General features: G+C 43.8%; 19 protein-coding genes. 2 read left to right on the top strand and 17 right to left on the bottom strand.

Annotated features, from left to right (window positions below; genetic code table 11):
• Positions 1 to 10 precede the first annotated feature (10 nt).
• The 17 genes from J0L60_02415 to J0L60_02335 all read right to left on the bottom strand — a co-directional run bounded on the left by J0L60_02415 (position 11) and on the right by J0L60_02335 (position 21,257).
• On the bottom strand, positions 11 to 703 hold the full coding sequence (locus tag J0L60_02415; GenBank protein MBN8544962.1) for a LysM peptidoglycan-binding domain-containing protein: 693 nt from the start codon (positions 701 to 703) through the stop codon (positions 11 to 13).
• Between the two features lie 15 nt (positions 704 to 718).
• The gene (locus tag J0L60_02410; protein MBN8544961.1) at positions 719 to 976 is read right to left on the bottom strand and encodes a hypothetical protein; all 258 of its coding nucleotides are present in this window, start codon (positions 974 to 976) and stop codon (positions 719 to 721) included.
• 99 nt (positions 977 to 1,075) lie between these two features.
• Complete coding sequence (radC, locus tag J0L60_02405) at positions 1,076 to 1,765, bottom strand: DNA repair protein RadC (protein ID MBN8544960.1); 690 nt, start codon at positions 1,763 to 1,765, stop codon at positions 1,076 to 1,078.
• A 9-nt stretch (positions 1,766 to 1,774) separates the two neighbouring features.
• Positions 1,775 to 2,938: an ABC transporter substrate-binding protein gene (locus tag J0L60_02400; protein MBN8544959.1), complete on the bottom strand. Its 1,164-nt coding sequence runs from the start codon at positions 2,936 to 2,938 to the stop codon at positions 1,775 to 1,777.
• Positions 2,901 to 3,812, bottom strand: a complete 912-nt coding sequence (locus tag J0L60_02395; protein MBN8544958.1) for a tetratricopeptide repeat protein — start codon at positions 3,810 to 3,812, stop codon at positions 2,901 to 2,903. The genes J0L60_02400 and J0L60_02395 overlap by 38 nt, the downstream gene beginning before the upstream one ends.
• Positions 3,809 to 5,347: a glutamine-hydrolyzing GMP synthase gene (gene guaA / locus J0L60_02390; protein MBN8544957.1), complete on the bottom strand. Its 1,539-nt coding sequence runs from the start codon at positions 5,345 to 5,347 to the stop codon at positions 3,809 to 3,811. The genes J0L60_02395 and guaA overlap by 4 nt, the downstream gene beginning before the upstream one ends.
• 96 nt (positions 5,348 to 5,443) lie before the next feature.
• A complete protein-coding gene (gcvH, locus tag J0L60_02385) occupies positions 5,444 to 5,827 on the bottom strand; it encodes a glycine cleavage system protein GcvH (GenBank protein MBN8544956.1) in 384 nt (127 codons plus the stop codon).
• A 15-nt stretch (positions 5,828 to 5,842) separates the two neighbouring features.
• Complete coding sequence (accC, locus tag J0L60_02380) at positions 5,843 to 7,189, bottom strand: acetyl-CoA carboxylase biotin carboxylase subunit (protein MBN8544955.1); 1,347 nt, start codon at positions 7,187 to 7,189, stop codon at positions 5,843 to 5,845.
• 30 nt (positions 7,190 to 7,219) lie between these two features.
• Entirely contained in the window at positions 7,220 to 7,687 is a 468-nt protein-coding gene (accB, locus tag J0L60_02375) for an acetyl-CoA carboxylase biotin carboxyl carrier protein (GenBank protein MBN8544954.1), read from the bottom strand.
• 26 nt (positions 7,688 to 7,713) lie between these two features.
• Positions 7,714 to 8,277 carry an elongation factor P gene (efp, locus tag J0L60_02370; GenBank protein MBN8544953.1) on the bottom strand — a complete coding sequence of 188 codons (564 nt, stop codon included), beginning with the start codon at positions 8,275 to 8,277 and terminating at the stop codon, positions 7,714 to 7,716.
• Positions 8,278 to 8,488: 211 nt separating this feature from the next.
• Complete coding sequence (locus J0L60_02365; protein MBN8544952.1) at positions 8,489 to 10,657, bottom strand: T9SS type A sorting domain-containing protein; 2,169 nt, start codon at positions 10,655 to 10,657, stop codon at positions 8,489 to 8,491.
• Between the two features lie 38 nt (positions 10,658 to 10,695).
• Entirely contained in the window at positions 10,696 to 11,979 is a 1,284-nt protein-coding gene (locus J0L60_02360; protein MBN8544951.1) for a T9SS type A sorting domain-containing protein, read from the bottom strand.
• A gap of 153 nt (positions 11,980 to 12,132) precedes the next feature.
• A complete protein-coding gene (locus J0L60_02355) occupies positions 12,133 to 14,199 on the bottom strand; it encodes a T9SS type A sorting domain-containing protein (protein ID MBN8544950.1) in 2,067 nt (688 codons plus the stop codon).
• A gap of 41 nt (positions 14,200 to 14,240) precedes the next feature.
• A complete protein-coding gene (locus tag J0L60_02350; GenBank protein ID MBN8544949.1) occupies positions 14,241 to 16,307 on the bottom strand; it encodes a T9SS type A sorting domain-containing protein in 2,067 nt (688 codons plus the stop codon).
• 47 nt (positions 16,308 to 16,354) lie between these two features.
• Complete coding sequence (locus J0L60_02345) at positions 16,355 to 18,520, bottom strand: T9SS type A sorting domain-containing protein (GenBank protein MBN8544948.1); 2,166 nt, start codon at positions 18,518 to 18,520, stop codon at positions 16,355 to 16,357.
• Positions 18,521 to 18,646: 126 nt separating this feature from the next.
• Complete coding sequence (locus J0L60_02340; protein ID MBN8544947.1) at positions 18,647 to 20,722, bottom strand: T9SS type A sorting domain-containing protein; 2,076 nt, start codon at positions 20,720 to 20,722, stop codon at positions 18,647 to 18,649.
• A gap of 10 nt (positions 20,723 to 20,732) precedes the next feature.
• A complete protein-coding gene (locus J0L60_02335; GenBank protein MBN8544946.1) occupies positions 20,733 to 21,257 on the bottom strand; it encodes a T9SS type A sorting domain-containing protein in 525 nt (174 codons plus the stop codon).
• A 1,988-nt stretch (positions 21,258 to 23,245) separates the two neighbouring features.
• Here J0L60_02335 and J0L60_02330 point away from each other — a divergent pair.
• Positions 23,246 to 25,234, top strand: a complete 1,989-nt coding sequence (locus J0L60_02330; protein ID MBN8544945.1) for a WG repeat-containing protein — start codon at positions 23,246 to 23,248, stop codon at positions 25,232 to 25,234.
• 86 nt (positions 25,235 to 25,320) lie between these two features.
• Complete coding sequence (locus J0L60_02325; GenBank protein ID MBN8544944.1) at positions 25,321 to 26,841, top strand: T9SS type A sorting domain-containing protein; 1,521 nt, start codon at positions 25,321 to 25,323, stop codon at positions 26,839 to 26,841.
• Positions 26,842 to 26,914 lie beyond the last annotated feature (73 nt).

Genomic DNA, 26,914 nt, shown 5'->3' with positions numbered 1-26,914 from the left:
AAAGCGACTATTAAGGAGCCGGTTTGTAGTTTCTTCCCATTTTGGAAACAGTGTTGATCTCATCAGCTGTGAGGTTCGGAATGGTATAAACCTGATTTGGGAAAATCAAGTCAGGGTTGTTTCCGATAACTTCCTGGTTGGCTCTCCAAATTGCAGGCCAAGCAGCGCCTTTACCGTAGTATTCGCCTTTTGAAGCGATGCACCACAGGCAGTCACCTTTAACAACAGTATACTTCTTCACTTCAGGAACGACGATAACATCAAGGTCTTTTTTCCATTTAGCCATTAAGTCAGGCAAATAAACATGAAGTGTGTTGTAGAACTCAGGAAGAGCCGAGAGTTTGTTTGACTGGAGTTCTTTAAGTTCAGCTTCTCTTGCTGAATAAGGCTCTTGTCTTTTCTCAATCTTGCTTTTAAGTTCATTGACTTTCATTGCGAAAACCGAAACATCACCAGCGTTGGCGCCGAGTGATTTGTAAAGGTCATCCAAACAATCTTCGTAGCTCTGGATACCATCGAGTTGCTTCTGAACATTGGCAACATCTTTGTTGAGCTGGTCTACGGTTGAGCTGAGATTCATTTCAACTGCTTTTAATGAATCCATCTTGGCTTTGTATTGATCGCAGCTAAGATCTCTCTGGGCGAAAAGTGAACCTGAGAGAAGCACTAAAGCGAAAGCAGCAATTTTCATTGAAAATTTCATTCTTTTTCTCTCCTGTTACTTTTTGATTTTGTTTAAGTTCTGGTTGACTGTATTCTTCAGCTGATTGCATTCTTCAAGCTTTTTCTGCTTGGCTGCAATCTGTTTGTTAAGATCGGCTTTCTTGCTATTCAATTGTGAAATAGTAGATTGCTTCTGATTAACAGAGTTCTGAAGAGCATCTAAAGCTGCGTATTCCTGATCGCTTACACTGCAGCAACCGGCAAAGAATACTGTCGATAAACCGACTATAGCAAGCATTTTACTTAGCTTCATAGGCTTCTCTCCTTTTGTTTGAGTTGTTTGTTACTTATTGAAAAATAAAATATAGCAAAGGTACGAAAATTTTAAACTTTGAACAATTAAAATATGCAATTAATCCGAATTTAAGATGCCCAGATTGGAAAAACTGACAAATTTTGTTCCTGCGACGATAATATGATCAAGAAGTTTGATATCAAAGAGTAAACAGGCCTCTTTTATCTTTTTTGTGATTCTTCTGTCTTCAATGCTTATATCGGGGGAACCACTCGGGTGGTTATGACTTATTATAATCGATTTGGCGTTATGGTCGAGACATCTTCTAATGATTTCCCTGACATCGACGAGGCTAAAATCGAGAGTCCCTTTGAAGAGTACTTCAATTTTAATCACTCTTCCGCTTGTCGAGATGAATGCGGCCATGAATTTTTCCACCGGCTCATTTTTCATGTATCGGATGAAATGTTCTGCTATTAAATCAGGGCTTGTAATTTTCCCTGTCACATAATCTTTTTCAGTAGTCTGAACTCTTTTTGCAATCTCAAAAATGGCAGAGAGAGTAATTGCCTTGTCACTTCCGATTCCGGAGAAAGTATTTTTCAGATAACCCGGCGATTTGGACGAGAGTTCATTCAGACCTCCGGAAACTTCAATAATTTCGCGGGAGAGCTGTAAAACCGATTTCCCTTTTGTCCCTGTTCTAAGAATGATTGCCAGCAATTCCGAATCGGAGAGGGCATCAATTCCCTTGTTCTTTGCCTTTTCTCTCGGTTGCTCGTCTTTCGGGTGATCTTTTATCGACATGTCAACGGATTATATTTTCAATTTGAGGAAAAGGCTGAACTTTCCAAAATTATATTGTAAAATATTGAGAGAAAGGTTTGTTCTCCGGGTATCGAGTACTATTTTCCCTTTTATGCCGTCATAATCGATACCGCTCTGCACCTCATTCAGGAATGCACCGGGGTTGAAATTGTTTTTCGCAAGAAATTTGATGAGCATCGAAGTGGCGTCAAATCCGTAAAGTGCATTGCGATCAAAAAGATAACCCGTGAGTTCATAAAATTCCTTGTTCATTCTTTGATAATCAGGTTGAGTCATATCAAGAAAGTAGTCGGAATCTATGTACATTGATGAGAGAAACGGCGCCGGTTCACTAAAAACATCACTGAGAAGCCAGTCCTGATTGCCGTAAACATTTTTGGTAAAAGGGAGATCTCTTAGTTTTTCATTCAGAAGAGCCGCATTTTTCACATCGCTTACGGGGAAATAGATGCCGTCAAGTTTCTCATCGGCTTTCTCGATTTCCTCGATTATCGATTCAAATTTTGTATCCTTCATATTGTAGGTAAGGGAAAGTGTCACCTTCCCGCCGAGTCTTTCAAATTCCTCTTTAAAGCTTTCGGCAAGCTGGTTGGAATACCCCTCTTTTAGATAGACAATGCCGATTTTAGAGAGTCCGTGATAATTTCGGGCAAAACTCGCCATTATTTTCCCCCTCGTGGTAAAGGTAGGATTAGCCTGAATTACCAGATTCGACAATTGAGGGAGAGCGTCATCCGTGGCAGTCGGAGAGATAACCGGCAGACCGAGGTCGGAGAACACTGCAATTACATCACGGGAATCCTTGCTGGAGGTGGAACCAATTACCCCGCTCAGACTTTTATCAAACGACAATTCCCGCTTTATGGAAGCAATTACGCTACTGTCGCTTTGGGTGTCCCTGATTAAAAGTCCCACTTTGATTTCGCTGTTCTGATTGAAGAGATGCACAGCATACTTGATACCCTCGAGTACCTGATAAGACCTTCTTTCCAGATACGGCTTCCCCTTGTCAGTAAGTGGAAGAAGTACCGCTATATTGAACGACTGCTTTTCGGGCTGAGGATCATCCTGTGCGGGAGCCACCATATTGGCAATAAAAAGAATAAATAAAAATTTATATATCCTTGACAAGCTCATTATCTCTTCTTTCATTAAGTTCTTTTAGAACATCATTAGCAAACCGGTTGTCGGGATTCAATTTTAATGCCGTTTCAAGGTATCCGGCTGCTTCTTTATACCTGTTTCTCATCAGCAGCACCTTGCCGAGATATGCATATATCTTCGATGAGGGTTCAAATTCCTCTATGTATTTTTTGCAAAGGGACTCCAGTTTCGAAAATTCACGGTTTTTGTCGTAAATCTCGACAGCGAGTTCGAAAACCAGACGATTGCCTGTACCCAGTTCTATGGCTATTGAAATCTGCGTGGATGCGTGCGAATTCATCCCGACTGACAAATAATAAGCAGCCTGGTAGAAGTAAACCTCAGGATTTGTCGGTGCTAGTTTTATCGCTTCCTCAAGATAGGGGAGTGCGACATGTGCCTGGTTCATCTCAAAATAACATCTTGCTATATAGAGATAAGACTCACCAAGAAAGGCGGAGTTCTTTTCAAAATTTACAAAACCGGTAAGATGTGTCGCCGACTCCCTGAACCTTCCGGTATGGAAATATGCCAGACCGAGGATAAAAAACGCAATTGGCTCGGCTTCTATCTCCACCCCGTTCAACACGGCAATCGATTCCTCCCACATCTGATACTTAAAGTAGAAGTGACCCGTAAAGAGTTTCACTTCCAGTTCATCGGGCAGATGCTCCCGGAGTTCGTCCATAATCTTAAGGGCGGAATCCATTTTCTCCATATTCTCATAAATCTCAATGAGACGGAACCAAGCTGTGGTATCATCAGGAAAATCATCTATAATTGCCTGATAAAGTTGAATGGCATGGAGGATTTTTCCACCGCCTTCAAATTCCTGAGCCCTCTTTAAACGATGAGTAAGCTCAAATTGTTTCTCGTTTTTCATTCCCACTCTATCGTTGCCGGCGGTTTCGAGCTGATATCATAAACAACCCTGTTTACGCCTCTTACATGATTAATGATTGAATTGGAGACATCGGCAAGGAAATCGTGGTCGAACCTGTACCAGTCGGCTGTCATTCCATCCACAGAAGTGACCGCTCTTAGAGCCAGGACATTCTCATAGGTTCTTTGATCACCCATAACACCAACTGTCTGCACAGGCAGCAGCACCGTAAAAGCCTGCCAGATTTTATCGTAAAGGTCATATTCCTTTATTTTGGCGATATATATCTCATCGGCGTTCCGGAGAATCTCCAGTCTCTCCTCCTGAATGTCGCCGAGAACTCTTACTGCGAGTCCGGGACCGGGGAAGGGGTGCCTTTTTATCAGGTCTTCGGGAATGTCGAGAGAAAGCCCGATTTTCCGGACTTCATCTTTAAATAGTTCACGAAGCGGCTCAATGAGTTTCAGGTTCATTTTTTCGGGTAGTCCGCCAACATTATGATGGGACTTTATCGTAACCGAAGCCCCTTTTACGGGAACTGATTCAATTACATCGGGATAAAGCGTGCCCTGAACAAGAAATGAAGCGTTTTCAATCTTTTTTGCTTCCTCTTCGAATACCTCGATAAAAGTATGTCCGATAATTTTTCGTTTTTCCTCAGGGGACGACACACCGGCAAGTCTCTCGAGAAAGAGTGATGCGGCATCCACATGGATTATTTTCAGTCCGGTTCTTTCTCTTAACAGCTTTACAACCTTCGCGGATTCGTTTTTCCTCATAAGCCCGTTGTCGATGTGGACACAAACAAGGTTTTCACCGAGGGCTCTGTGGACAAGCACTGCTGCCACAGTTGAATCTACTCCTCCGCTCAGTGCACAAATTGCAGTGGAACCACCCGCCTCGTTCTTTATTTTTGCGATGCTTTCATCGATGAATGCGCCCGGATTCCAGTCAGGTTTGCAGCCGCAAATCGAAAAAATAAAATTTGAGAGGATATCCTTGCCGTATCCGGTGTGGTACACTTCGGGGTGGAACTGAAGGCCGTAGACAGGTTTGTCATCCGAGACAATGGCACAATTTTCTGTATTAGGGGATGATCCGATTTTTCTGAATCCATAGGGAAGTGTCTTTACATGATCGCCGTGGCTCATCCATACTGTTGATTCAGAGGGAATCCCTTCAAAAAGAGGATTTTCCTCCAAAACATTAAATATCGCTTTTCCGTACTCTCTTTTGTCGGCTTTTTCGACTATTCCGCCAAGAGTGTATGAAATCAACTGCAATCCGTAACAGATTCCCAGTACAGGGATGCCCATCGAGAAAATTTCCTCATCAATCATCGGAGCACCATCATCCTTTACTGACATGGGACCCCCCGACAGGATAATCCCTTTGGGGTTGATCTCTTTTATCGTTTCAGGAGAAATGGTATGGGGATGAATGAGCGAAAAAACAGATAACTCCCTGACCTTTCGGGCGATCAGTTGAGTATACTGAGAACCAAAGTCGATTATGAGAATCGATGATCCGGTCATAGAGTTTGAAACCTGGTTTATAAAGTGTTTGGATAAATTAAAAAAGAGGCTGTCTCAATTAATGAAACAGCCCTGGGGAAAAACAATCTTTAGAGACTATGCTCCGACAAGTTCACCGTAAGCTGCAGCATCGAGCAGAGCATCAAGTTCGGCAGGATTTGCAATCTCTATCTTTATCATCCAGCCTTTGTCGTAGGGGTCCTGATTAATGTTTTCAGGCGAATCGCCGAGAGAGGAATTAATCTCAACGATTTTACCGCTGCATGGTGCATAAAGTTCGCTTACTGTTTTTACGGCTTCGATGGTTCCGAAGTTCTCGTCAACGGAAAGTGAGTCGCCTTCAGCTTTAGTGATATCAACAAAGACCACATCGCCAAGCTCACCCTGGGCATAATCGGTAATTCCGATATAGCCGGTGTTGCCTTCAATGCGAATCCATTCATGTTCTTTTGTATACTTTAAATCAGATGGAATATTCATCTTGTCTCCCGGGGGTTAATTTTTGTTTTTAGGTTTAAAATCTTCGAGGAACGATGTATCAAAGTCACCCGAAATAAACCTTTCGTCTTCTAAAACATCAAGGTGGAAGGGAATTGTAGTCTTGATCCCTTCGATAATGAACTCACCCAGAGCCCGTTTTGCTTTCTGAATCGCTGAGGTTCTGTCTTTGTCCCAGACTATCAGTTTTGCTACCATCGAATCGTAATACGGAGGTATGGTGTATGACTGGTAAATGTGGGAGTCGATCCTTACTCCGAGTCCACCGGGGAAATTGAGAGATTCAATTCTTCCGGGTGACGGTCTGAAGTTGTTATCGGGGTCTTCTGCGTTGATTCTGAACTCAAAAGCGTGACCTTTGGGTCTGTTGTTGGGAGGTTCAATCACAAAACCGGCGGCAGCGAGTATTTGCTGCTTCACGAGGTCTGTTTCATAAACCATCTCGGTTACGGGATGCTCAACCTGAATTCTGGTGTTCATCTCCATAAAATAGAAATTTTTGTCTTTGTCCAAAAGGAACTCTACGGTACCGACGCTTTCATAATTGATCGATTTTGCGGCTTTTACAGCAGCAGCACCCATCCTGTCGCGAAGTTCCTGATCGAGAGCGGGGGAGGGGGATTCCTCAATTAACTTTTGGTGTCTTCTTTGTACTGAGCAGTCTCTTTCACCATAGTGGTAATGGTTGCCGTGCTGATCACCAATTACCTGCACTTCGACATGCCGGGGATTCAAAACGAGTTTTTCGATATAAACATCACCGTTACCAAAGGCTGCTTCGGCTTCCGCTCTTGCTGTTATGAACGCAAGATTAAATTCCGACTCCTCACGAACGACACGCATACCCTTTCCACCACCACCCGCAGAGGCTTTTATGATTACGGGGAATCCCATAGCAGTCGCTATTTTCTGAGCTTCTGCAGGATCATCAATAATGCCGTCACTTCCGGGGATAACGGGGACATTGTGCTTTTTCATCGTGTCTTTTGCGACAGCTTTGTCACCCATCGTGCGAATCATTTCAGCGGTTGGACCGATAAATTTTATTCCTGATTCGGCACAAATTTCAGAGAAATTGGCGTTTTCAGCTAAAAATCCGTATCCGGGATGGATGGCATCGGCACCTGTTACATTTGCGGCTGACATAATCACGGGCACTTTCAGATAGCTATTGCGGCTTTCTGCGGGTCCTATGCACACAGCTTCATCAGCAAAAGTTACATGGAGTGAATTTTTATCGGCTTCCGAGTAAACTGCAACGGTCTTTATTCCGAGTTCCTTGCAGGCTCTGATAATCCGAAGGGCTATCTCACCACGGTTGGCTATAAGTATTTTCTTGAACAATCTTTACCTCAAATAAATAGTTGACCGTCTTTAATCGGGTTTAATAAGGAAAAGTAATTGTCCATATTCAACAGGCCTTCCGTTGTCAACCATTATTTTGGCAACTGTTCCTGAAATGTCGCATTCTATTTCGTTCATCAGCTTCATGGCTTCAACGATGCAAAGCACAGAACCCTGTTCCACTCTGTCGCCAACCTTTACATAGGAATCGGCATCAGGAGCGGGTGAACGATAGAAGGTGCCAACAATTGGCGATTTAATTTCATGCAGTTTTTCGTTGGCAGCCGGCGCAGACTCAGGTGCAGGGGCCGGGTGTTGGGCAACCGGATGAGGTGCAGGAGCATGCTGCGGAGCGCCAACTGTGTAGTTTACAGCTCCGGGGGCTGCACTTCCATATTTGGAAATGTAGATTCTCGACTCTTTCTCTTCGATCTCGAGTTCAGAGATTCCGCTTGTTTCTACCAGCTTGACAAGACGACGGATTAAATTAATATCCATGTTTAACCTGTGTTATATTAAAAAAATTAAGATTTAACTCTTTCCATATAGTCACCCGTGCGGGTATCTATCTTCAGAAGGTCATCTTCGTTAATGAAAAGTGGAACCATTACTGTGGCTCCTGTTTCCATTTTCGCAGGTTTTAACGCATTTGTTGCAGTGTCACCCCTGAATCCGGGTTCTGTTTCCACCACTCTAAGAGCTACATGTACCGGAAGTTCAACGCTCACGATTTTTTCGCCATCCATAAGCATATCAACTTCGGTACCCTCTTTAATAAACTTTATTCCGTCACCAAAAGTGGCAATCGGTACATTCATCTGATCGTAGGTTTCGTTGTCCATACAGACAAGTGATTGACCATCAGCATAAAGGTATTGGAATTTCCTTCGCTCCACCTTAACTATATCTATCCCTTCGCCTGATCGGAATGTATTGTCCAATACTCTCCCTGTGGTGAGACTTTTTAGAGAGGTACGAACAAATGCCCCTCCCTTGCCGGGTTTCACATGCTGAAACTCTACAACTGTAAACAAGTCGTTCTTAAATTTAATTATTAGTCCATTCCTGAGATCTGATGTATCAGCCATAGTCCTTTTAACATTTGTTGGGGAAAAAATAAAAACTGAACTTGCAAAATATCAATTTAACGGGAGAGTACAAAAAGATTAGCGATGAACTATGATCTATGAACTATGAGCTGACTCACTGGATATAACTCATAAGTCTTCAAAATAATACCTAATACCTAAAACCTAATACCTGTAAAAGAGATATATGGGTAGAAATCCGGCACCTCCTCTACTTCCCAACCACCATCTTTATCGCCGATGAATAATTCCCCGCCTCGAGCCTGAAAACATAAATACCCGAGGCAACACCCTTCGCATCAAACTTCACCTGATGATTTCCGGCGGTCATGTCACTTTTCAGAAGTGTGGCGACCTCTCTCCCAAGAATATCATAAACCACTCCTTTCACAAATCCCGCTTCGGGGAGTGAAAACCGGATTACCGTTTCAGGATTGAAGGGGTTTGGGTAGTTTTGGGAGAGGGAGAAGACAGCCGGATCTTGTGGTGGGTTTTCAGATTCAACAGCGGTTGTGACGGTATCGGAAATATCTATCCGGTAATACGCACCCCGGTCTGTCTGAACCATTAAGATCGTCTCATCGAGGAATTGCAGGTTCCGGATATTTTCGACAAAGTTGTAATCAAAGGTTCTCCAATACTGCCAGTTCCTGTGCTGATATTTAACAACATTGCTATTGCTGAAAGCCAACAGTCCGTTGGGGCTAATGGCATAGTACCCATCTCCGGCGAAGGTGTAAACGGGCACCCATGTTGTTCCAAAGTTTGTTGAAGTGAACAAATATCCACCTGTTGTCAGGAGGATCGTACCGGCTTCAGTTGCAGTAACCTCGTAAATTGGTCTACCGGGGCGAAGCAGCAATCTCCATGTCCGGGCGGTGTCGTATGAAACCAGAAGTGAGTCGGATGTCGCGGCGAGGATCATCTTCCTTGAATTAATTGCAGCAAGGTCTACCACTTTCCCGGGGGCCATTACCATCCTTCTGCTGAAACCTGTATCGACTTTTGAAATGATTCCAATCTGGTAGTACCACCCCAACTCGGTTTGCACATAAGAATAAATCATCATTGAATCTCCCATTGAGGTCAAATCATAGGTTAAGCGAGCATAATCTTCCTGAGCGTTTACCCACGAGGCCCCAAAGTTGGTTGTAACTACGATGAAAGTGTAATCGACATATGACGGATTTGGCGGGAACTGCGCTCTGGTGTTAAATCCCACGACACCTAGCCCAATTGGTGAAAGGGTGACATAGCTTACATATTCCGGAGCACCGGGTGGAGGCCAGGTGAAACCATCCGCCCATGTCATGCCGCCGTCTGATGTGAAGTTACCACGGGTTGTAATGGCATGGAGGGTATCACAAAAGGCTGCCCTTGGGGTAGGCACATATGCCTCGGAAATCATTTTTCTGCTTAAATCAGGTCCCGAATAGCGATAAATGTATCCATAATCCCCAACCAAATAAGCAAGTGTGTCGCTTAATGTCACAAATCCTCTGGGGGAACCTTTGAGATAAGTACCGAGGTTTTTTGCCATCGTCCAGTTTAACAGGTCAGCGGTAGCTCTGTAAAGAGTATCAAGTCTGATATTTGGAACATACACGGTACCGTTACCCAATCGGACTGCCTGACTGATGTTTAGATTACGGGGCGATTTAGCTCTGTAATTCCATGTTAAACCCAAATCGGAAGATGTAACTACGGAATCCGAAGAAGAAAAGAATGAGATGTTGCCGTCTCCATGATCGAGGAAATTTCCCTGTTTGGAGTAGTAAACAGGTATCCAGGAAGTCCCGAGATCGGACGAACGATAGATACAATTACGGGTACTGATTATAAGAGAAGAGTCGGGTGAGATATGTATGTCTCCACCAAGGTATTCGGGGGGTGTAGCCATGTTTGATTGAGTCGCCCAACTGTCAGTGGTTCTCAACAGATGTTTTGCGGACTCGGCATAATAAACAGCAACTCCGACTTTCTCATTCGCAAATACCATTTTTGAAAAAGTGAATGCAGGTAATGCCCCCGAAAGCAAAGATTTTACCGAAAAAGTAATTCCGCCGTTGTATGTAATGAAGAATTCACCCTTTGTAGATGTCCCTGCAAATGTTCCTTCCGACAAATACACAATATTTGAGGGGGGATTTGTGGTTTTAAGTGTGAGATCTTCTGTCCATGTTATTCCGTTATCACTGCTGTAAATCAACCCTGTCGGCTTCATTGCTGCAACAATTCTGCTGTCACCAAGTTTTGTGACATACATGATGTCCCTTGAAGTGGGACGAGGTGCTATTCTTCTCACTGTGTGATCAAGCGTCTGTGCAGTTATTGCACACGAAAGAATAGAGAGCAACAAAAACAATTTCAAATAATACACTTTCAATTCCTCATATTTGTTTATCCTTGACTATGACCCTACTTTCCAACCACCATCTTTATGGTCGAAGAATAATACCCCGCCTCGAGCCTGAAAACATAAATACCCGAGGCAATTCCCTTCGCATCAAACTTCACCTGATGGTTACCTGCCGGCATGTCCCGTTTCAGAAGTGTTGCAACCTCTCTGCCGAGAATGTCATAAACTACCCCTTTCACGAATCCCGCTTCGGGAAGTGAAAAACGAATTACCGTTTCAGGATTGAAGGGGTTTGGGTAGTTTTGGGAGAGGGAGAAGACAGCCGGGACTACCTCCGGATCTTCAACGCCGACAACAGGTGGGGCGATCTTCACGGTTGAATAGAGATGGTAATCGCTTGAAATGGCGTAGCCCTCACCTTCGGGGGTGATCTCAAGCCATTTAATCTGTTCCTGAGTGTTCAGTTTGGTATAAGTAAAGGTTAGCCCAAAATCCCGTGAAGTGGCGATGTAGCCGGAGTCAGAGCCGGCATAAATAATGGAATCACCCGATTTCCTGGGTGAAAACAGGTTTCTCGGGTTGAGATAATGGACGAAATTATCTCCTCCGTCTGTACTTATTTTAAGAACACGGTTTGACACCACAGCGAAAACCGCAGATGGGCGCATTACAACGAGTCCTGTCCAGTTAGTATAATTATAGAACGAGCTGTCGGTGATCCATGTTGCACCGTCATTCGTGGAATGTGCCACAAGTGTTCCCAACACAGGAGCCGGATTGCCCTGAGACAGAATTGACCCGAATCCCCAAATTGTGCTGTCAACACGGTCGGTCCGGAAGATAACCCCGGGGTGTAGATATGTGGGAGTGTACTGCCAGGTCATTCCACCGTCAGTTGTTTTCCCGAGTGAGATCTTGAATCCGCTCGACTCTGAACTTGTATTAAAAGTAATCCCTTTAAGCGAGTCGGTAAAGAAAATATTCGCGTCCGCGCCGCCACCCGGCACGGGTTGCCAGGTTAGACCACCATCAGTTGTCGAGATGATCGGACCATCATTTACCAGTATGCCGTGGGTTCTTGATCTGAATCTGACCTGTGCGTTGCCGTATGTCTTAGAGATTATTTTGGTCCAGGTGTAGCCCCCGTTGGTGGTTTTATGAAGCCCGTTGCGGTCGGCTACGAAAATGTAATGTGAATCTACCACTGAAATGGAGGAGACGATATAAAACTTGGTCGGGCTTCTGTAGAACCATTCTTTTTGGGCATAGGAATTGGTGAAAAACAGAAGAAGAACTATCGGGAGCCATAACCGACCGCGATACTCCATTAAGAAGGGTAACAAAGAAGTTTCCAAAACTACCTGCATAAAATTATTTTACCTGTAAATTTATGATTTTCTGTGATCTCAACAAAAAGTACATCACGGACCGAACCCAACATTTGTTCAAATGGCACAACCATTCAAGGTTGTACCATTGCTCCTTGTCTTCGTTGGTTATTTATTAACCACCATCTTTATCGCCGAGGAATAATTCCCCGCCTCAAGCCTGAAAACATAAACACCCGAGGCAATTCCCTTCGCATTAAACTTCACCTGATGATTACCCGTCGGCATATCACCTTTCAGAAGTGTGGCGACCTCTCTGCCAAGAATGTCATAAACGACACCCTTAACATATCCCGCTTCGGGAAGTGAAAATCGGATTACCGTCTCCGGATTGAAGGGGTTGGGGTAGTTTTGGGAGAGGGTAAAAGATTTTGGTATCTCGATTCGTTTGTCTTCAATTCCTGTAAAAACATTACTCTCAGGAGACTCTTTTATCACGGTTCCTTTATCGCCACCAATGAAAACTGTACCACCCGGGGTTTGGGTCATAATTCTTAAGTGGGTGCTGGTAACTGGTTCGTTCAACTGCCAGGTTAATCCCCTGTCCTGGGAAGTATAGATACGCCCGTACAAACAACACATTATCGCTCCGTTTTCACCATCTCGCATCAGATCTCGTATCGTAGAGGGTGCAGTCAGGACGAGACTCCAGGTCAGCCCACCATCACGGGTGATGTAAGTTCTGGTCTCCGAAAAGCCGATTCCTTCAGTCTCATCGAAAAAGAAAAATTTGTAAAGACCTCCGGGAAATGAAAATTGCGATACATTCCAGCTATCCCCGCCGTCTGTAGTCTTCCCAATCTTATTGCTTGAAACGAAGTAACCAGTCAGTGAGTCGAGAAACTGAATAGTACTAATATTTGATGTAACAAGGGAGTTCAAGTACGACCAGGTTGCACCGCTATCAGAGCTTACAACCAGTCTCCCGCTTGAGCCACCTGCAAAAACTCTACCATTGGGAGCAACATAGACTACTTGCAGTCCATACATTGACCATGTTTTCGTAAAAGTGACTCCACCGTCAGTAGTCCTGAAAATTGAGTCTGACGCTATAAAACATCCAACTTGTTTATCAATAAAACTCATTTCATAGATCAAAGGCAGATTTGTACTGACGACACTCCAGTCATAGCCACCATTTGTGGTTTTGCTCAATCCCCACCCGTATCCGATTAACCCTGTGGAATCATCAAAAAAGTCGATGTTCAATATGTTTTTATCTGTTGTTGAAGACTGGCGGTACTGCCAGGTCGCACCAAAGTCGGTGGTGCTTTGGAATGCCCCTGCTTCTCCGGAAGCAAACCAGACATTTTCATCAAAGGAGGATACATCGAGCAGAATTTTTTCGGGACCGGGTGTGAACGAGTTCCAGGTTATACCCGAGTCGGAAGTCTTCATAATATATCTAAATTCACCTGCTATCATTGCCCTGGAATTCCTGCCGTGAATCCCGTGTATTGAAGGGATATAAGCCGATGGTTGAACAGGCATCGACCATGTTTCACCACCGTCTGTCGTTTTGAATCCACCACCTCCGTGTCTTGATGCAATTCCGTTCATTGAATCAAAGAAGTGGACAACATCCAGTTGGTGCCAACCCAGCACCGGCAGAATCACCGGCTTGCTCGAAAATGTCTGCCCGCCATCAGAAGTCGAAACCAAAAAGGAATCAGCCAGAATGAACATCCGGTTCATATCAAGAATTGAGGCTGCATGAAATTTCCGTTCCGGAACAGTAACTGATATCTGCCACGATTCACCACCGTTTGTAGTGCGTAGCACAAAATTTTTATCCGTGACAGCGGCAAAGTTCAAATCATCAAACATTCTGACTTTGATAATTTCGGCATCCGGAGAGTTATAAATCTTCTCCCAGGAATCGCCTCCGTCAGTTGTTTTGATAATAGCTCCACGGGAAGAGAGCAACCCTTTGTTTTCGTCACAGAAGTCACCATCGAGGAAGTCCTGTCGAGTTGCCCAGATTTTGGTCGTCCAGGATGCTCCTCTGTCAGTCGTTATCCCGAGAAACCCGGACTGTCCGGCAACAAGTGCCTTGGATGATGTAAGCGCACATACGGTAGTAAGATTATAAGAAGTAGGTGCAGGCGCTATTTGCTCCCATTGAGCCATCATTTGAATGGATAAAATCAACAAAATAAGAGTCAGTTTTTTCATTGTAAACACCATCTATGAGTTTTCTTAATTAGTTCTTCACTCTATTTATTAACCACCATCTTTATCGCCGAAGAATAATTCCCTGCCTCAAGCCTGAAAACATAAACACCTGAGGCAATACCTTTTGCATCAAACTTCACCTGATGGTTACCCGCCGTCCAGTCGCCATTTAGAAGTGTGGCGACCTCTCTCCCAAGAATGTCGTAAACAACTCCTTTCACCAATCCTGCTTTGGGAAGTGAAAAACGGATTACCGTCTCCGGATTGAAGGGATTTGGGTAGTTTTGGGAGAGGGAGAAGTTTACAGGAAGAGTGTGGCTTTCATCCTCGATACCAACAAAGATATTGCTGCTTTCCGATTCCTTCAGAACAGTCCCTTTATCACCTGAGACATATAATGTTCCTGCGTTGGTTCTAAAAATATCAGAGAGGCTTACGGATGTGATTGGTATGTCCGACTGCCAACTCATCCCACGATCATGACTTCTCAATATCTGTCCAAGATAACTGCACATAATCGCGTCCTGATCCCCGTCCCTGACAATGGTTCTGAGAAAATTTTCTGCTGTTTTAATCAGTACCCAGGTTCTTCCGCCATCAGAAGTGTGGAATATTTTCTTATCCTCTATTCCAACACCTTCCAATTGATCGTAAAAAACAAATTTTTGCAGATACTGATTTGCAGAAGTTGAGTTAACTTGCCAGGTCTCTCCACCATCGGTTGATTTACCAATCTGGTCTGTTGCGACAAAAAATCCCGTTAAGGAGTCAAGGAAATAGATATGCCTGATCCTCTTTGTTGTGTTGGTGGTTATGTTTGTCCATGTTGCACCCCGGTCAGCGGATTTAATCATGGTTCCGGAAGGTCCCGCAACGAGCACTTTTCCATTTGGCAAAACACAAAAAACAGAATTGCTCGAAAAACTGTAAGGAGAAGAGAGCGTTACCCCTCCGTCTGTGGTCCTGAAAATATTCTCATAATCGAGAACCAGTCCATTTTGCTCATCAAAAAAATGTATGGAAGGTATCATCGGTAGATTGTCGTTAACAGCAATCCAATCGTTCCCTCCGTTCGTTGTTTTCTTAAGTCCGTTTGTATACGCAATATATCCAATTTCTTCGTTCAGGAAGAAAATTTTGTTTATTCTTTTATCTGTAGTAGAGGGTGGAAAATAGTTCCATGTGGCTCCAAAATCGGTGGAACTCTGGAAGGCACCACCACTTCCGCAGGCGAACCAGATGCTGTCCCTGAAACATGTTACATCATACAGAAATTGGGTCGGAGCCGGGGTGAAGGAGCTCCATGTACTCCCAATGTCAGAAGTCTTGAGTACAAATCTGAACTCACCTGTAATCATTACTTTTTCATTGACGCCATGAATTCCATAAATTCTTGGTGAGTAGATTGAGGGAAATTCAACCAGGTTCCAGGTGTGTCCGCCATCTGTTGTCTTGATGCCGCTTCCACCCATTTTCGTGACGACACCATGTTGAGAATCTGCAAAATACACTACATCAAATCTTGTTACTCCCAAAGGCGGGAATGTGGTCAGCCAGGAGGAGAATGTTGTACCCCCGTCGGTAGTTACCACAAAGCTGGTATCCGCAAGCAGATACATTTCGTTCATACCGTTCAGGGATGCAGCATGGAACTTCCCTTCAGGTATTGTGGAAGACCGTTCCCATGTTTGTCCTCCATTTGAAGAACGGATTAAGTAATTCGAATTGGAAACGGCAGCATAATTTTGTGTGTCAAACATCTTAACTTTAATTATATGATCATTGTCCGACTGATAAATTCTGACCCACGATTCCCCGCCATTGGTTGTCTTAAGTATGTTCCCTTCAGTTGACAGTATCCCGATGTTTTCGTTGTAAAAATCGCCATCCAAAAAGTCTTCTCTCGTCGAGTGTACCTTTGCCTCCCATTTGATTCCGCGATTTGTTGAGATTGCAATTACACCACCCTTGCCCGCAATAAGCACTTTATCAGGTGAGAGAGCACATACCGTTGTCATGTCATAGGCTGTAGGAGCAGGTGCAATTTGTACCCATTGTGCCATCAAGGGGAATGTTAAGAATAACAAAGAGTTAATCAGCTTTTTCATGGCAAATGCCTTAATATTTTGTTAACAAAATCATTTTTATTTCTAATCTACTTCCCAACCACCATCTTGATTGCCGAGGAATAATTCCCCGCCTGAAGCCTGAAAACATAAACACCTGACGCAATACCCTTTGCATCAAACTTCACCTGATGATTACCGGCCGGCATATCACTTTTCAGAAGTGTGGCGACTTCTCTGCCAAGAATGTCATAAACGACACCCTTAACATATCCCGCTTCGGGAAGTGAAAATCGGATTACCGTCTCCGGATTGAAGGGGTTGGGGTAGTTTTGGGAGAGGGAGAAGTCCTTAAGGGGGGAATCATCTTGATCAACCGACACAACAGACGCAGTATCCATAATACGGTATTTGAAATAGTCTCCACGATTATTCTGTACCATAAGAGTGTTTTTATCGACAAATTGAAGATTCCAAACTTCATTTATCAGATCATTGTCCAGTTTCTGAAAAGTTTGCCAGGTTTTGTGTCCAATCTCTACCCGGTTTGAAGATGAGTAAGCAAGAAGTCCTGTCGGACTCACGGCAAAAGCCCCGGGCCAGGCACCGTTTGGATATCCTTTTGACCATGTAACGCCAAAGTCAGTTGAATAGTATTTATAGTTATCACCACACCCGACAATAAGTCCTGATTCAAAAGCTTTTACATCTGTGAAACTGGTATTCGCCCCGGATGCAAAGAGTGTTTGCCAGGTTTTTGCCGTGTCATAACTGACCAATATGGAATTGTTAAAACCGGCAAGCACCATGTTTTTGGAATGGATTGCAGCCAGGCCGGTTATTCCCATAGTCAGTGGAACAGTTTTAACCGACACTCCTGCATTTGTCCAGTGAATGACTCTAATTTCATAATTTTCACCCGTGTTTTGTTCCCTTTTAAGCATAGCAACAATCACGGAATCTCCAAAAGAGGTGACCGCTTTTGTGTGGAAATATTTTTTTGATTCCTTCTTAATCCACGAACGACCCTGGTTGGTTGTTATATTGATGTCTGAATAAACCGTAAAATTTGGATCCGGTATAATCTGATATCGCCAGTTAAAACCGATCAGTCCAAGACCACTCTTCGTGAGGGTCAGATAGCTTCCCCAATCTATATAATTATAAGGGTTGCTTGTGTTCCCCTGCCATGTTTGACCACCATTCGAGGTGTAAAGTCCAAAAGTATTTATCCCCCATAAAGAATCGGTGAAGAAAGCCTTTGACGGCAAAAATTGATTGCGTGTAATCATGGAATCGTTAAGCTGTGGACCTGTATGTCTCAATATCGAACCTCTGTTCCCCGCGAGAATTGCAACAGTATCTGAAATCGTTGTAAACGCGTTCGGAGTGCTGATAAATGATCCAAGCCAGGCAACTCTGCTCCAGGTCAGTAACCCGTCAGTGGATTTGTAAAGTGCGCTGAAGTTCTCCCTGGGTACATAAACTACCCCATTAGACATCTTAGAAATAAAATGGACTTCGAAATTAAAAGGTGTTACAGCAGTAAAAGACCAGGTGTTACCTCCATCGAGAGAAGTCCTGATAGTGTCATAGGAGGAAAAAAAGGAAATTTTGCCGTCCCCGTGGTTGTAAAACTGTCCGTACTGCGAATATAAAACGGTATTCCATGTGTGTCCGCGATCTGTCGAGCGGAGTAGTCTTTGACTGGCGGAGAGAAGAAGAACAGAGTTATCGACCATCAGACTACTGTTACACCAAAAGTCAGATGCGGGATAAATTCTTGTCCAGGTCTGCCCACTGTCTGTCGTTACCCAACTATAAGTTTTGTAAGTGTAAACACCGACAAATCCGTGCTGAGAGTCACTGAAACTTATATCCGCAATTGTGGCAATAGGATCCATATTTTGAAGCACCATTGTTGAAAATGATGCTCCTCCATCAGTAGTCTTAATGAATTCCGAATTACTTGTGATACCATAAAACACATCGGGTGATAATTGAACAATCTTCATAATCGCCCCCTTAATATTGGGGTAGTTTACTTCTTGCCAGGTTAAACCTTCATCGTTGCTGATGAGCAACCCCGTCGGACGCAAGCCGGCAATCAACCGACCGTCCTGAAGTGTGGTCATAAACAAAATATCCTTGTATGTTGGTTTGGGAGCAATCAATTCAAAATTATGTTGCAGTGATTGTGCCCATGACATCAAAGGGAAAAATAAAATCAAAAAAATAATTCTCAAATAATACATCTATCCTCCTGTATGGATAAGTCGTTTTCGGGTTAATCTAAAATTAATGAACCCGTATTGTTAAGCGGAACTCTTAAAAATCCGAAGCCCGGAGGTTCTGAAGTTCTGAAGTTCCGAATCTCTCCCCTACTTCCCAACCACCATCTTGATCGCCGAAGAGTATTTCCCCGCCTCAAGCCTGAAAACATAAACACCTGAGGCAATACCTGTTGCATCAAACTTCACCTCATGATTTCCTGCGGTCATGTCACTTTTCAGAAGTGTGGCGACCTCTCTGCCAAGAATGTCGTAAACCATCCCTTTCACAAATCCCGCTTCGGGAAGTGAAAAACGGATTACCGTCTCCGGGTTGAAGGGGTTGGGGAAGTTTTGGGAGAGGGAGAAACCGGTTGGAAGACCGGCTAAATCTTCATCCTGAACAGCGGTGATACCGGTAAGTTTGTGGGTTCCGCCGCTAACGGTGGAAGCCCAAATCTCTCCGAAGGGTGTTATATAGAGTCTGGAAATCCGGGTGTCAATCAGTCCGTAGCTTATGTTTTGCCAGGTCTCACCTCCATCGGTGGAGGAGAAAGCACCATCAGTCGCACTTCCTGAGATTAGTCTTCCATCTGCCGTTCTTACGAGATGATACGGTTTCAACAGAGTGGACGCTCCCTTGATTACCCAACTGTCGCCCCTGTCGGTGGAAACATAAACTCCGGGTTTGTTGTAGCAGATGGCAAATATCGTTCCCTCGGGTGAAGTGGCAATTTCATTGACCAGTGGAATAGTCTGGGTTCCTTCTTTCCATGAGACACCTCTGTCATGCGAGCGAACCACATTGGTTTTTGTCGCAAAATAGATAATACTGTCCTGGGAGAGTATTAATCCGTCATAACCAATGGAGGCAGTTGAATAAGCGGCACTCCAGCTTACTCCGTCATTGGTTGACTTGAAAATGCCTCTCGCATTTGAAATTCCAAAAAGCAGGCCTCCCGAGAGTTCTATAATATGTTCGAAATCTCTGGGCAGGTTACCTGCGGGAGTCGAGTACCAGTTGAGACCCAGATCCTGTGAGCGATAAAGTTTATCATCACAGCTCACAAAAAGAGTCCCGGAACTTGCGGATGAAACACCCCTTGATGTGTAGGAATTTGAGGGGAACAGGCCATTTGTCCGGTTTACCCAGTTTACACCATTGTTTGATGAACCCATCACCCCGAAGTAGGGGAAGGAAGCAAACATCCACCCTGAGGGGTGAGTAGTATACTTGTCAGCCTCGTATGCCGGAAGTCCTGCCGCCTTTGCTGTCCATGTTACACCATAGTCGGGGGAATAATAGATACCTCCATATCTTGAAGCAGCATAAAGTCCGTTTTCACCGTCTTTCACAATTGAGAGGAAATTTCTGTCGCCGTCGCCAAGGACCTGAGACCAGGTACTGCCTCTGTTCGTGGATTTCCAGATCCCATATGGAGTCGACACAAAAACGCCGACACCCTTGATTCCGGTTACACTGTATACAATATTTGTGAAGAGGCCTTCGGTCACATCTTCAAATGTGTATCCGCCGTTGGTCGATCTGGAAACTCCTTTATTTGAGGATGAGATGTACATCAGGCCGTCATCCTCAACATAGATGGATGTGGCGGAGAAATCGGAACCAAGATTATTAATCCCAACCCACAGATTCCCGTGATCGGTTGAACGGGTCAGGTATGGATCACCAACAGCATACATCTTTCCATTCACTTCGGGAGAGACTACATTTCCTGAACTTCCTTTTTGGATCCAGGTTTTCCCGCCGTCGATTGAGTGGGTTAAACCGCCACTGACCTGAGCGAACAGTTCCCCGAATGAGTTTTCAGCTATGCAACTGGCAGGACCGAAGGTTATATTGGACCGCCTCCAGCTTGCACCATTATCACTCGAATAGATAAGCCCGTAATTACTTCCGGCGATAATGTTACCACTGCTTCTGTGCCAGTAAAGATATGATACATAGTTGCTCGTCGCCCATGAGGTCTTAAAATATGTTGAGTCAGGCGATTTTTTTAATATAGCCATTCCCGAAGCCCCCGAGGTCCCTGCAAAGATATCTCCTGTTGAATTCACACAGAGATGAAATATTGTTCTGTAAGGAAAACCGGTCATCGGCTCCCACTTTATTTGAGGAAAAGCGGTGGAAACAATTAAAAGCGATAGAATAATATATAATTTCATTTCCCCCTCCTTACCTGATCAGGATCATTTTTTTTGTCGTGGAAAACCCGGAAGTTGAAAGTCTGTAGAAATAGACTCCGCTCGAGAGTGATTTTGCATCAAATTCAACAACATGATTACCCGCAGGCAAGTCGGCGTTTATAAGTTCAGCAACCTCCTGCCCGAGTAAGTTATAGACCTTCAGGTTCGTTTTCTCTCCCGCAGGCAACGAAAATCTTATCGTTGTTGAAGGGTTAAAAGGATTAGGGTAATTTTGTTCGAGAACAAATTCGCCGGGAACCCCGGAATCAAGCTCCTGAATTGAAGTTGTACTGTCGTTAAATGTGATTTTGTAATAAAATCCTGAACTCGAGTTAGTCCACATATCTGTAATTGAAGATTGGGCAAACAATTCAGTTCCGCTTACAAACTGAATATTGGCGATGGCGCCAAGGAATTTGTAAGGTACAGCTATCCATGTGGAAGCGCCTGGTCGCGCATACCATATTTGATTAGGAGTTGTGCCTGCAACTATCCCGCCCTGACCGAGTGACATCCTAAAAAATCCGCTACTGAAAACGGGGTAGTTTCTTCCCCATGTTTCACCGTAATCGGGGGATGAAAGTAAAGAATTATATGTGTAAACAGAAAATGCAACTCTACCATCTGAATTCGCCATCAAATCAGAGAAGCCTGAAACATTCGCTTCTTCGAACAGCTTTACCCATGTTCGGGCAGTATCCTTGCTTCGATAAACAGCCTGGTCGGTAATTCCATATATAATTCCCGGATTGGATATTGCCACAACCTCGGAAAGTTTCAGGTCAAGTTCCTGATCGGTAGATGTTATCACTCCTCCCGAGAACCTGATCAACTTTGTTTTCTGAAGTGTACCAGTTGTATAGTATTTTACCATAATTACTGCTATAAGAGAGTCACTTATTTCCAGTGCACCAATGTATTTGTGACTCGAATCAGAATAAATTTTCTGCCACGATTTTCCACTGTCTTTTGTTGCATGGATATACGACCTGTAACCGGTCAAGGTATAGTAGTCAAAGGTCATTACCCCGAAACCCGACTTTGTCAGTGCAATATGGTGGTTATCTTCAAAAAAGCCAACACCATATTGTGCCTGGATCCAGTTTTTACCTCCATCTGTGGTTCTGGCACCACCGGTTGTTATTCCTGTTTTTGAATCCCTGAAATATGCCACAGAAGGTCTTAAATGATTTTTCGATATCGGAACCAAATTTAAATTGGCACCCGAAAGTAAACAGATTGTCCCTTTTTCTCCCGTAATAATCCCGGAGCTGTCAGAGATCATTACAAAGGAGAGAAAATATCTGACAGGTCCATCCAAATAGAGAGTTTTTATTTTCGTAAATGTTTTACAGGTGTCGGTTGACCTGTAGATTGTACTGGTCGCTCTGTTTAATGCATAAATGTTGCCATTTTGCAGCATTACCATATCTTTTGGATTGATGTCAAATTTACATGTGTCTATCGCAGTCCAGGTCAGGCCCCTGTCTGAAGAGATGTAAACAGAGTCATTTTTCACGGGCATGATTACCGTTGAATCATTGAGTCTGAAAAAATCTGAAGACTTCTTCGTGAAAGTGTCGTGCCACCAGATTCCTCCGTTTGTTGTTCTTCTGACCTTGTTGCCGTCGTTGAATATCCAGATTTTCCAGGAAAAAATTTCCACGGCACCTTTCGAAATTCCGGATGCCAAAGTTTTCCGCTCCCATGTAAATCCGGCATTGGCGGTAACGAAGTATTCGATCTCGGAGGTTGAGTTATTCCGCTGGAAACAGATAATCCCGTTAAGTGAATCTGAGAAACTCATATACGGGGTCATATAATCAACGGGGTAGAGTATTTTCTGGGTAAAAAACCTCACGCCACCGTCAGTTGTGAAGAAGAATTCCCCCTGTTTTGTGATGCCGTACCATCTTTGAGGTGAAAAAATTTTAAGATCGCATACAGCATTGAAAGACGGGGTACTTTGTATTTTATACCAGTTTCTGCCTGCATCATCTGTTCTAAAAATACCCGATTCCGAAAGTGCTGCTATATAAGATTCTCCGCTTATATGCCTTAATACGGAAACATCGGAGGAAGTGGGAAAAGGCGCCAGTACCTCAGTGGAAACATTCGGGGGCTGGGCATTTAAGTCTGCGAAAAGCAGGATGATAAAAATTGTGAATAGTATCTTTTTCATAGTTCCCTCCAAAAGGAAAACCATAGTTCTTTTTTAATCGGTCTAAAAATTGCATGGAAACTGGCTGTTGACAAAGGAGTCAATTCGGCGGGTTGATAGCGGTATGTAGTTGACAACATTTCTCCCTCCCTGGAGGAACTATTTAAGAATCAACAAGAAAATAATTATAAATAGTAATAATTGTTATTAGAATGTACAAAAGAATTCGATAAGAAAAAAATACATTCGAATCGGTGAATCGTGATTATTGCAATTTTTTATTGCGGTTAATATATTTGCTGAAATTTTTTATTGAATTTGAAATCATTCGCCGGAGAGTTATGTCAACCCTCAAAAGACCTGGTTTATTAATCCTTTTTATCTTTTTTTTATTTAACATACTCGAAGCCCAGGAAAAATATCAGGGGCCCATACCCGTTTTAGTCCAGAAGGACAGTAAGTGGATCTATCGCGACAGGGAGGGGAACCGCGCTTTTAATGACGAATTCAAAGAAGCATGGTTCTTTAACGATGGACTTGCTGTGGTAAATCAGTCCGGCTCTTACAAGTATATAGACCTGACAGGTAAACCGGTGATAAATGTTTCTTATGAGAAGGCGGGTGATTTTAGCGAGGGACGAGCCGCCGTAAAAATGGCAAAAACCGGATACTTCTACATTAATAAAAAAGGAGAGAGAGTCTGCGAAAAGGAGTATCAATCTCTCGGTAAGTTTGAAAACGGTGTCGGAATCGGATATCGTGATATCAAATATTACCTGATCGACGCGACCGGGAAAGAGATAGCAGGTTCTTTTGACTATGTTGACGGGTTCCGGGAGGGGATGTCATGGTTCAGCATTAACGGGCAATTCGGATTCGTGAATAACAAGGGTGAGATTGCGATAAAACCGGTTTACAGGAACGCCCGCGATTTCATCGACGGCTGTGCATGGGTGCAGAAGCAGGACAGTACATTTTGCCTGATTGACACCAAGGGGAAGGAAGTAACCCCTGCAAAGAAATATGTTAATCCGATACGGTTTCCATATCAGACAAATTATCTGATCGAGGATACTAAAGAAGGTTCAACGGTTAAGTCGAGGGACGGGAAGGTGCTTCTTAAAACAAAATATAAGATCATTCGGTGGCTGCAAAAAGATCTGTTTGTCGTCAATGATGGAAAAGGTGGTGGTGAAGGGGTGATCGATATCAATGGGAAGGAAGTGATAAAAGCCGGCTGGACAAACATTAACGAGTCGAAGGGGGATTTTGTTATCGTACGGAAGAACAATAAATACGGAATCTACGGGCTGGATGGTAAAGAAATCATTCCGGTAAAGTACGACTTTTCCTGGACCATCCCGGTGGGAACATTTATGAAAGAAGGGAACAATTATTTCCTTTACCATGAAAAACAAAAAACACTTGGTAAAAGAGTTTACCATGGTCTGCCTGATGTGCCATGGCAGTTCACCGTTCCGGAAGGATTCGGATTTGTTCAGACACTCTATCTGAAATTCTTTATAGATATAGAAGGAACAGAATATGTTGTCCGTGATGTGTATCTTGAAAATTATAAGGGGCCCAACGGCAAGATCGCGCTCAAAGATGCCTACACGGGGGACTTGTACTCGGATTTTGTGTATGACAAGGTCGGGATAAAGGGGGAAGAGATGCTCCCGGTAATGAAAGACGGGAAATGGGGCTTCTACAGTCTGGAAACCTATAAAGAAACCGTACCATTCATTTATGATGAGGTTGGAGCGTATTCGTTTTCACACGGCCTCTGCCCCGTGAAGAAGAACGGCAAATGGGGTTATATCGATAAAACCGGTGTGACAAAGATCCCATTTCAATTCGATGAAGCGAATACCTTCAACTCGGGAGAGGCGATAGTAAAGATCGGCAAGAAAAAATACATCATCGACCTGCAAGGGAAAGTTATAGGACAGGATAATTATTACTCTGACCCCTGGGCTGAAAGGCCGGAATTCAATGGTAATACGCTTTCGGGCAGTTACAATCTGGAATACTATCATGTTATCGATTCACCATATTCCATCCCCGTGAAAGGCCAAAAATCGCAGGAACTTGACGAACCTGTTTCAATCAAAGTTACTCAAAACAGCATTTCAACGCGCTACTACCATTTCATCGTTGAAAGCAGTGGTTATCATAATGGACAGCGGGTATATAACCTCGAGAGAAACTCCGGCAACAACACTTATTTGTCGTTCGTTTTCTTCGGCAACGGAGAAGACAGGTGCGCATTCATGACCCGCGATGGAATGGTTGTTTACGCTACGGGGCCGATGCAGTTCGGTAAATAATGGTTGCTACAGCGGGCACTTGACAAACAGAAAATATTTGTTATATTTCCGTTGCCCGGAAAATTTTTGGGCAGAAGGAGCACACCATGAAACAGCTAAGATTTGTTTTTTTGGCTGTTGTGTTTTCCGCTTTTAATATTGTCTCACAACAGCTTTTGTCAATCCCTGTCATGAATGGACAGGCGAACCACTTCAGACTCCACACAGAGCACAGCCAATTCACAGATATTGCGAAGTTAATCTCTGATCAGTTATATCGCTATTCCTTCAGGGGAGAGCGGGTACCGGAAAAACCAGCTTCATCAAATATCTATCTACCCCAGGAAGTCACGGTAAATCTGAAGAGCGGGACAAATGAAAAATATTATTTCATCTACAACAGCGTGGGTCACCTTACAGGTGAGTTATATCAAACATATCAGAACTCTGCCTGGGTAAATCATACACAATACACATTTACAAACAATTCTGCAGGCAACAGGCTTACTTCCCTCCAACATCAATGGCTAAACAACGCATGGCTAAATCACTATTATGATACATACACCTACGACAGCCAAAACCGCCTTACTGAATTGACATCGCAAACCTGGATAAATTCGGCATGGGTCAATCAAAACAAAATGACAACGGTTTGGAGCTCCGCCGGTAATCCTCTAATAATGACCTTCTACATGTGGTTGAACAACGCATGGGAATATCAGATGAGGTTCACCTACACCTACAATTCCTTCGGGCAACCCCTGACCATGCTAATGGAGAACTGGATTAACAGCCAATGGTTTCCCCTTCACCGGAGTCTTTATACTTACACAGCGAATGGTCATCCGATGATGCTTTTGGTAGAACATTATGAAAACTCCATGTGGATATCCGATCACAGAAGCCAATATACATGTGACGGCACGGGATGCATCGTCACCGAGTTGCAGGAAAGTTATGACGGTTCTGCCTGGCTAAAGGATGCTCTCTACAGCAATACTTATAATCCTGCCGGTTACCAGACTGTCCAGATTATGCAACTCTGGAGCAACAACGCATGGGAAAACAGTTCAAAAATCACCTGGGGAAGAACGCAATGGGGAAGTGTCGCCTCATTTCTTCTTCAGGGGTCGGATGGAATTGTATGGTATGATCAGGAGAAGTCTGACTACACATTTGATGTCCATGGGAACGGACTGACCGGTGCAGGTTTCAAATGGCAAGCCAATGCCTGGGTTGAAAGCGATATGTTCCTTGAGTTGTCATATAATGGAAGTGTGGGTGACGGTGGTTACTACGGTTACACATACTCAGCCGTTTATCAGTCTTTCACTGATATCAGCGATCTTTCACCTGCTCCGGAGACTTTCAAACTGTATCAAAACTTCCCGAATCCGTTTAATCCTCTCACGGTTCTTCGATATGAACTTCCCGTCGCCGGAAATATCACAATGACGGTTTACAATTCCCTCGGAAAGAAAGTGAAGGAGATTCTTAATGCTGAAATGCCGGCGGGAAACTATGAAATGGTGTTTGATGGTGAAAATCTTTCATCAGGAGCATATTTCCTTCGGATGGATGCAGCCGGATTTTCAAAGACCATCAAACTCTTGCTGCTGAAATAGTTTTAACCGGATACAAATCACGGGGTTGAAGATGAGTCAGAGCTCACTTCTTCCCCCTGATTTGTGATAGTGC

Source organism: Ignavibacteria bacterium (assembly GCA_017302895.1).
In the GTDB taxonomy this organism is placed as follows: Bacteria; Bacteroidota; Ignavibacteria; order Ignavibacteriales; family Ignavibacteriaceae; genus UTCHB3.
This window is presented reverse-complemented; position numbering and strand designations above follow the sequence as displayed.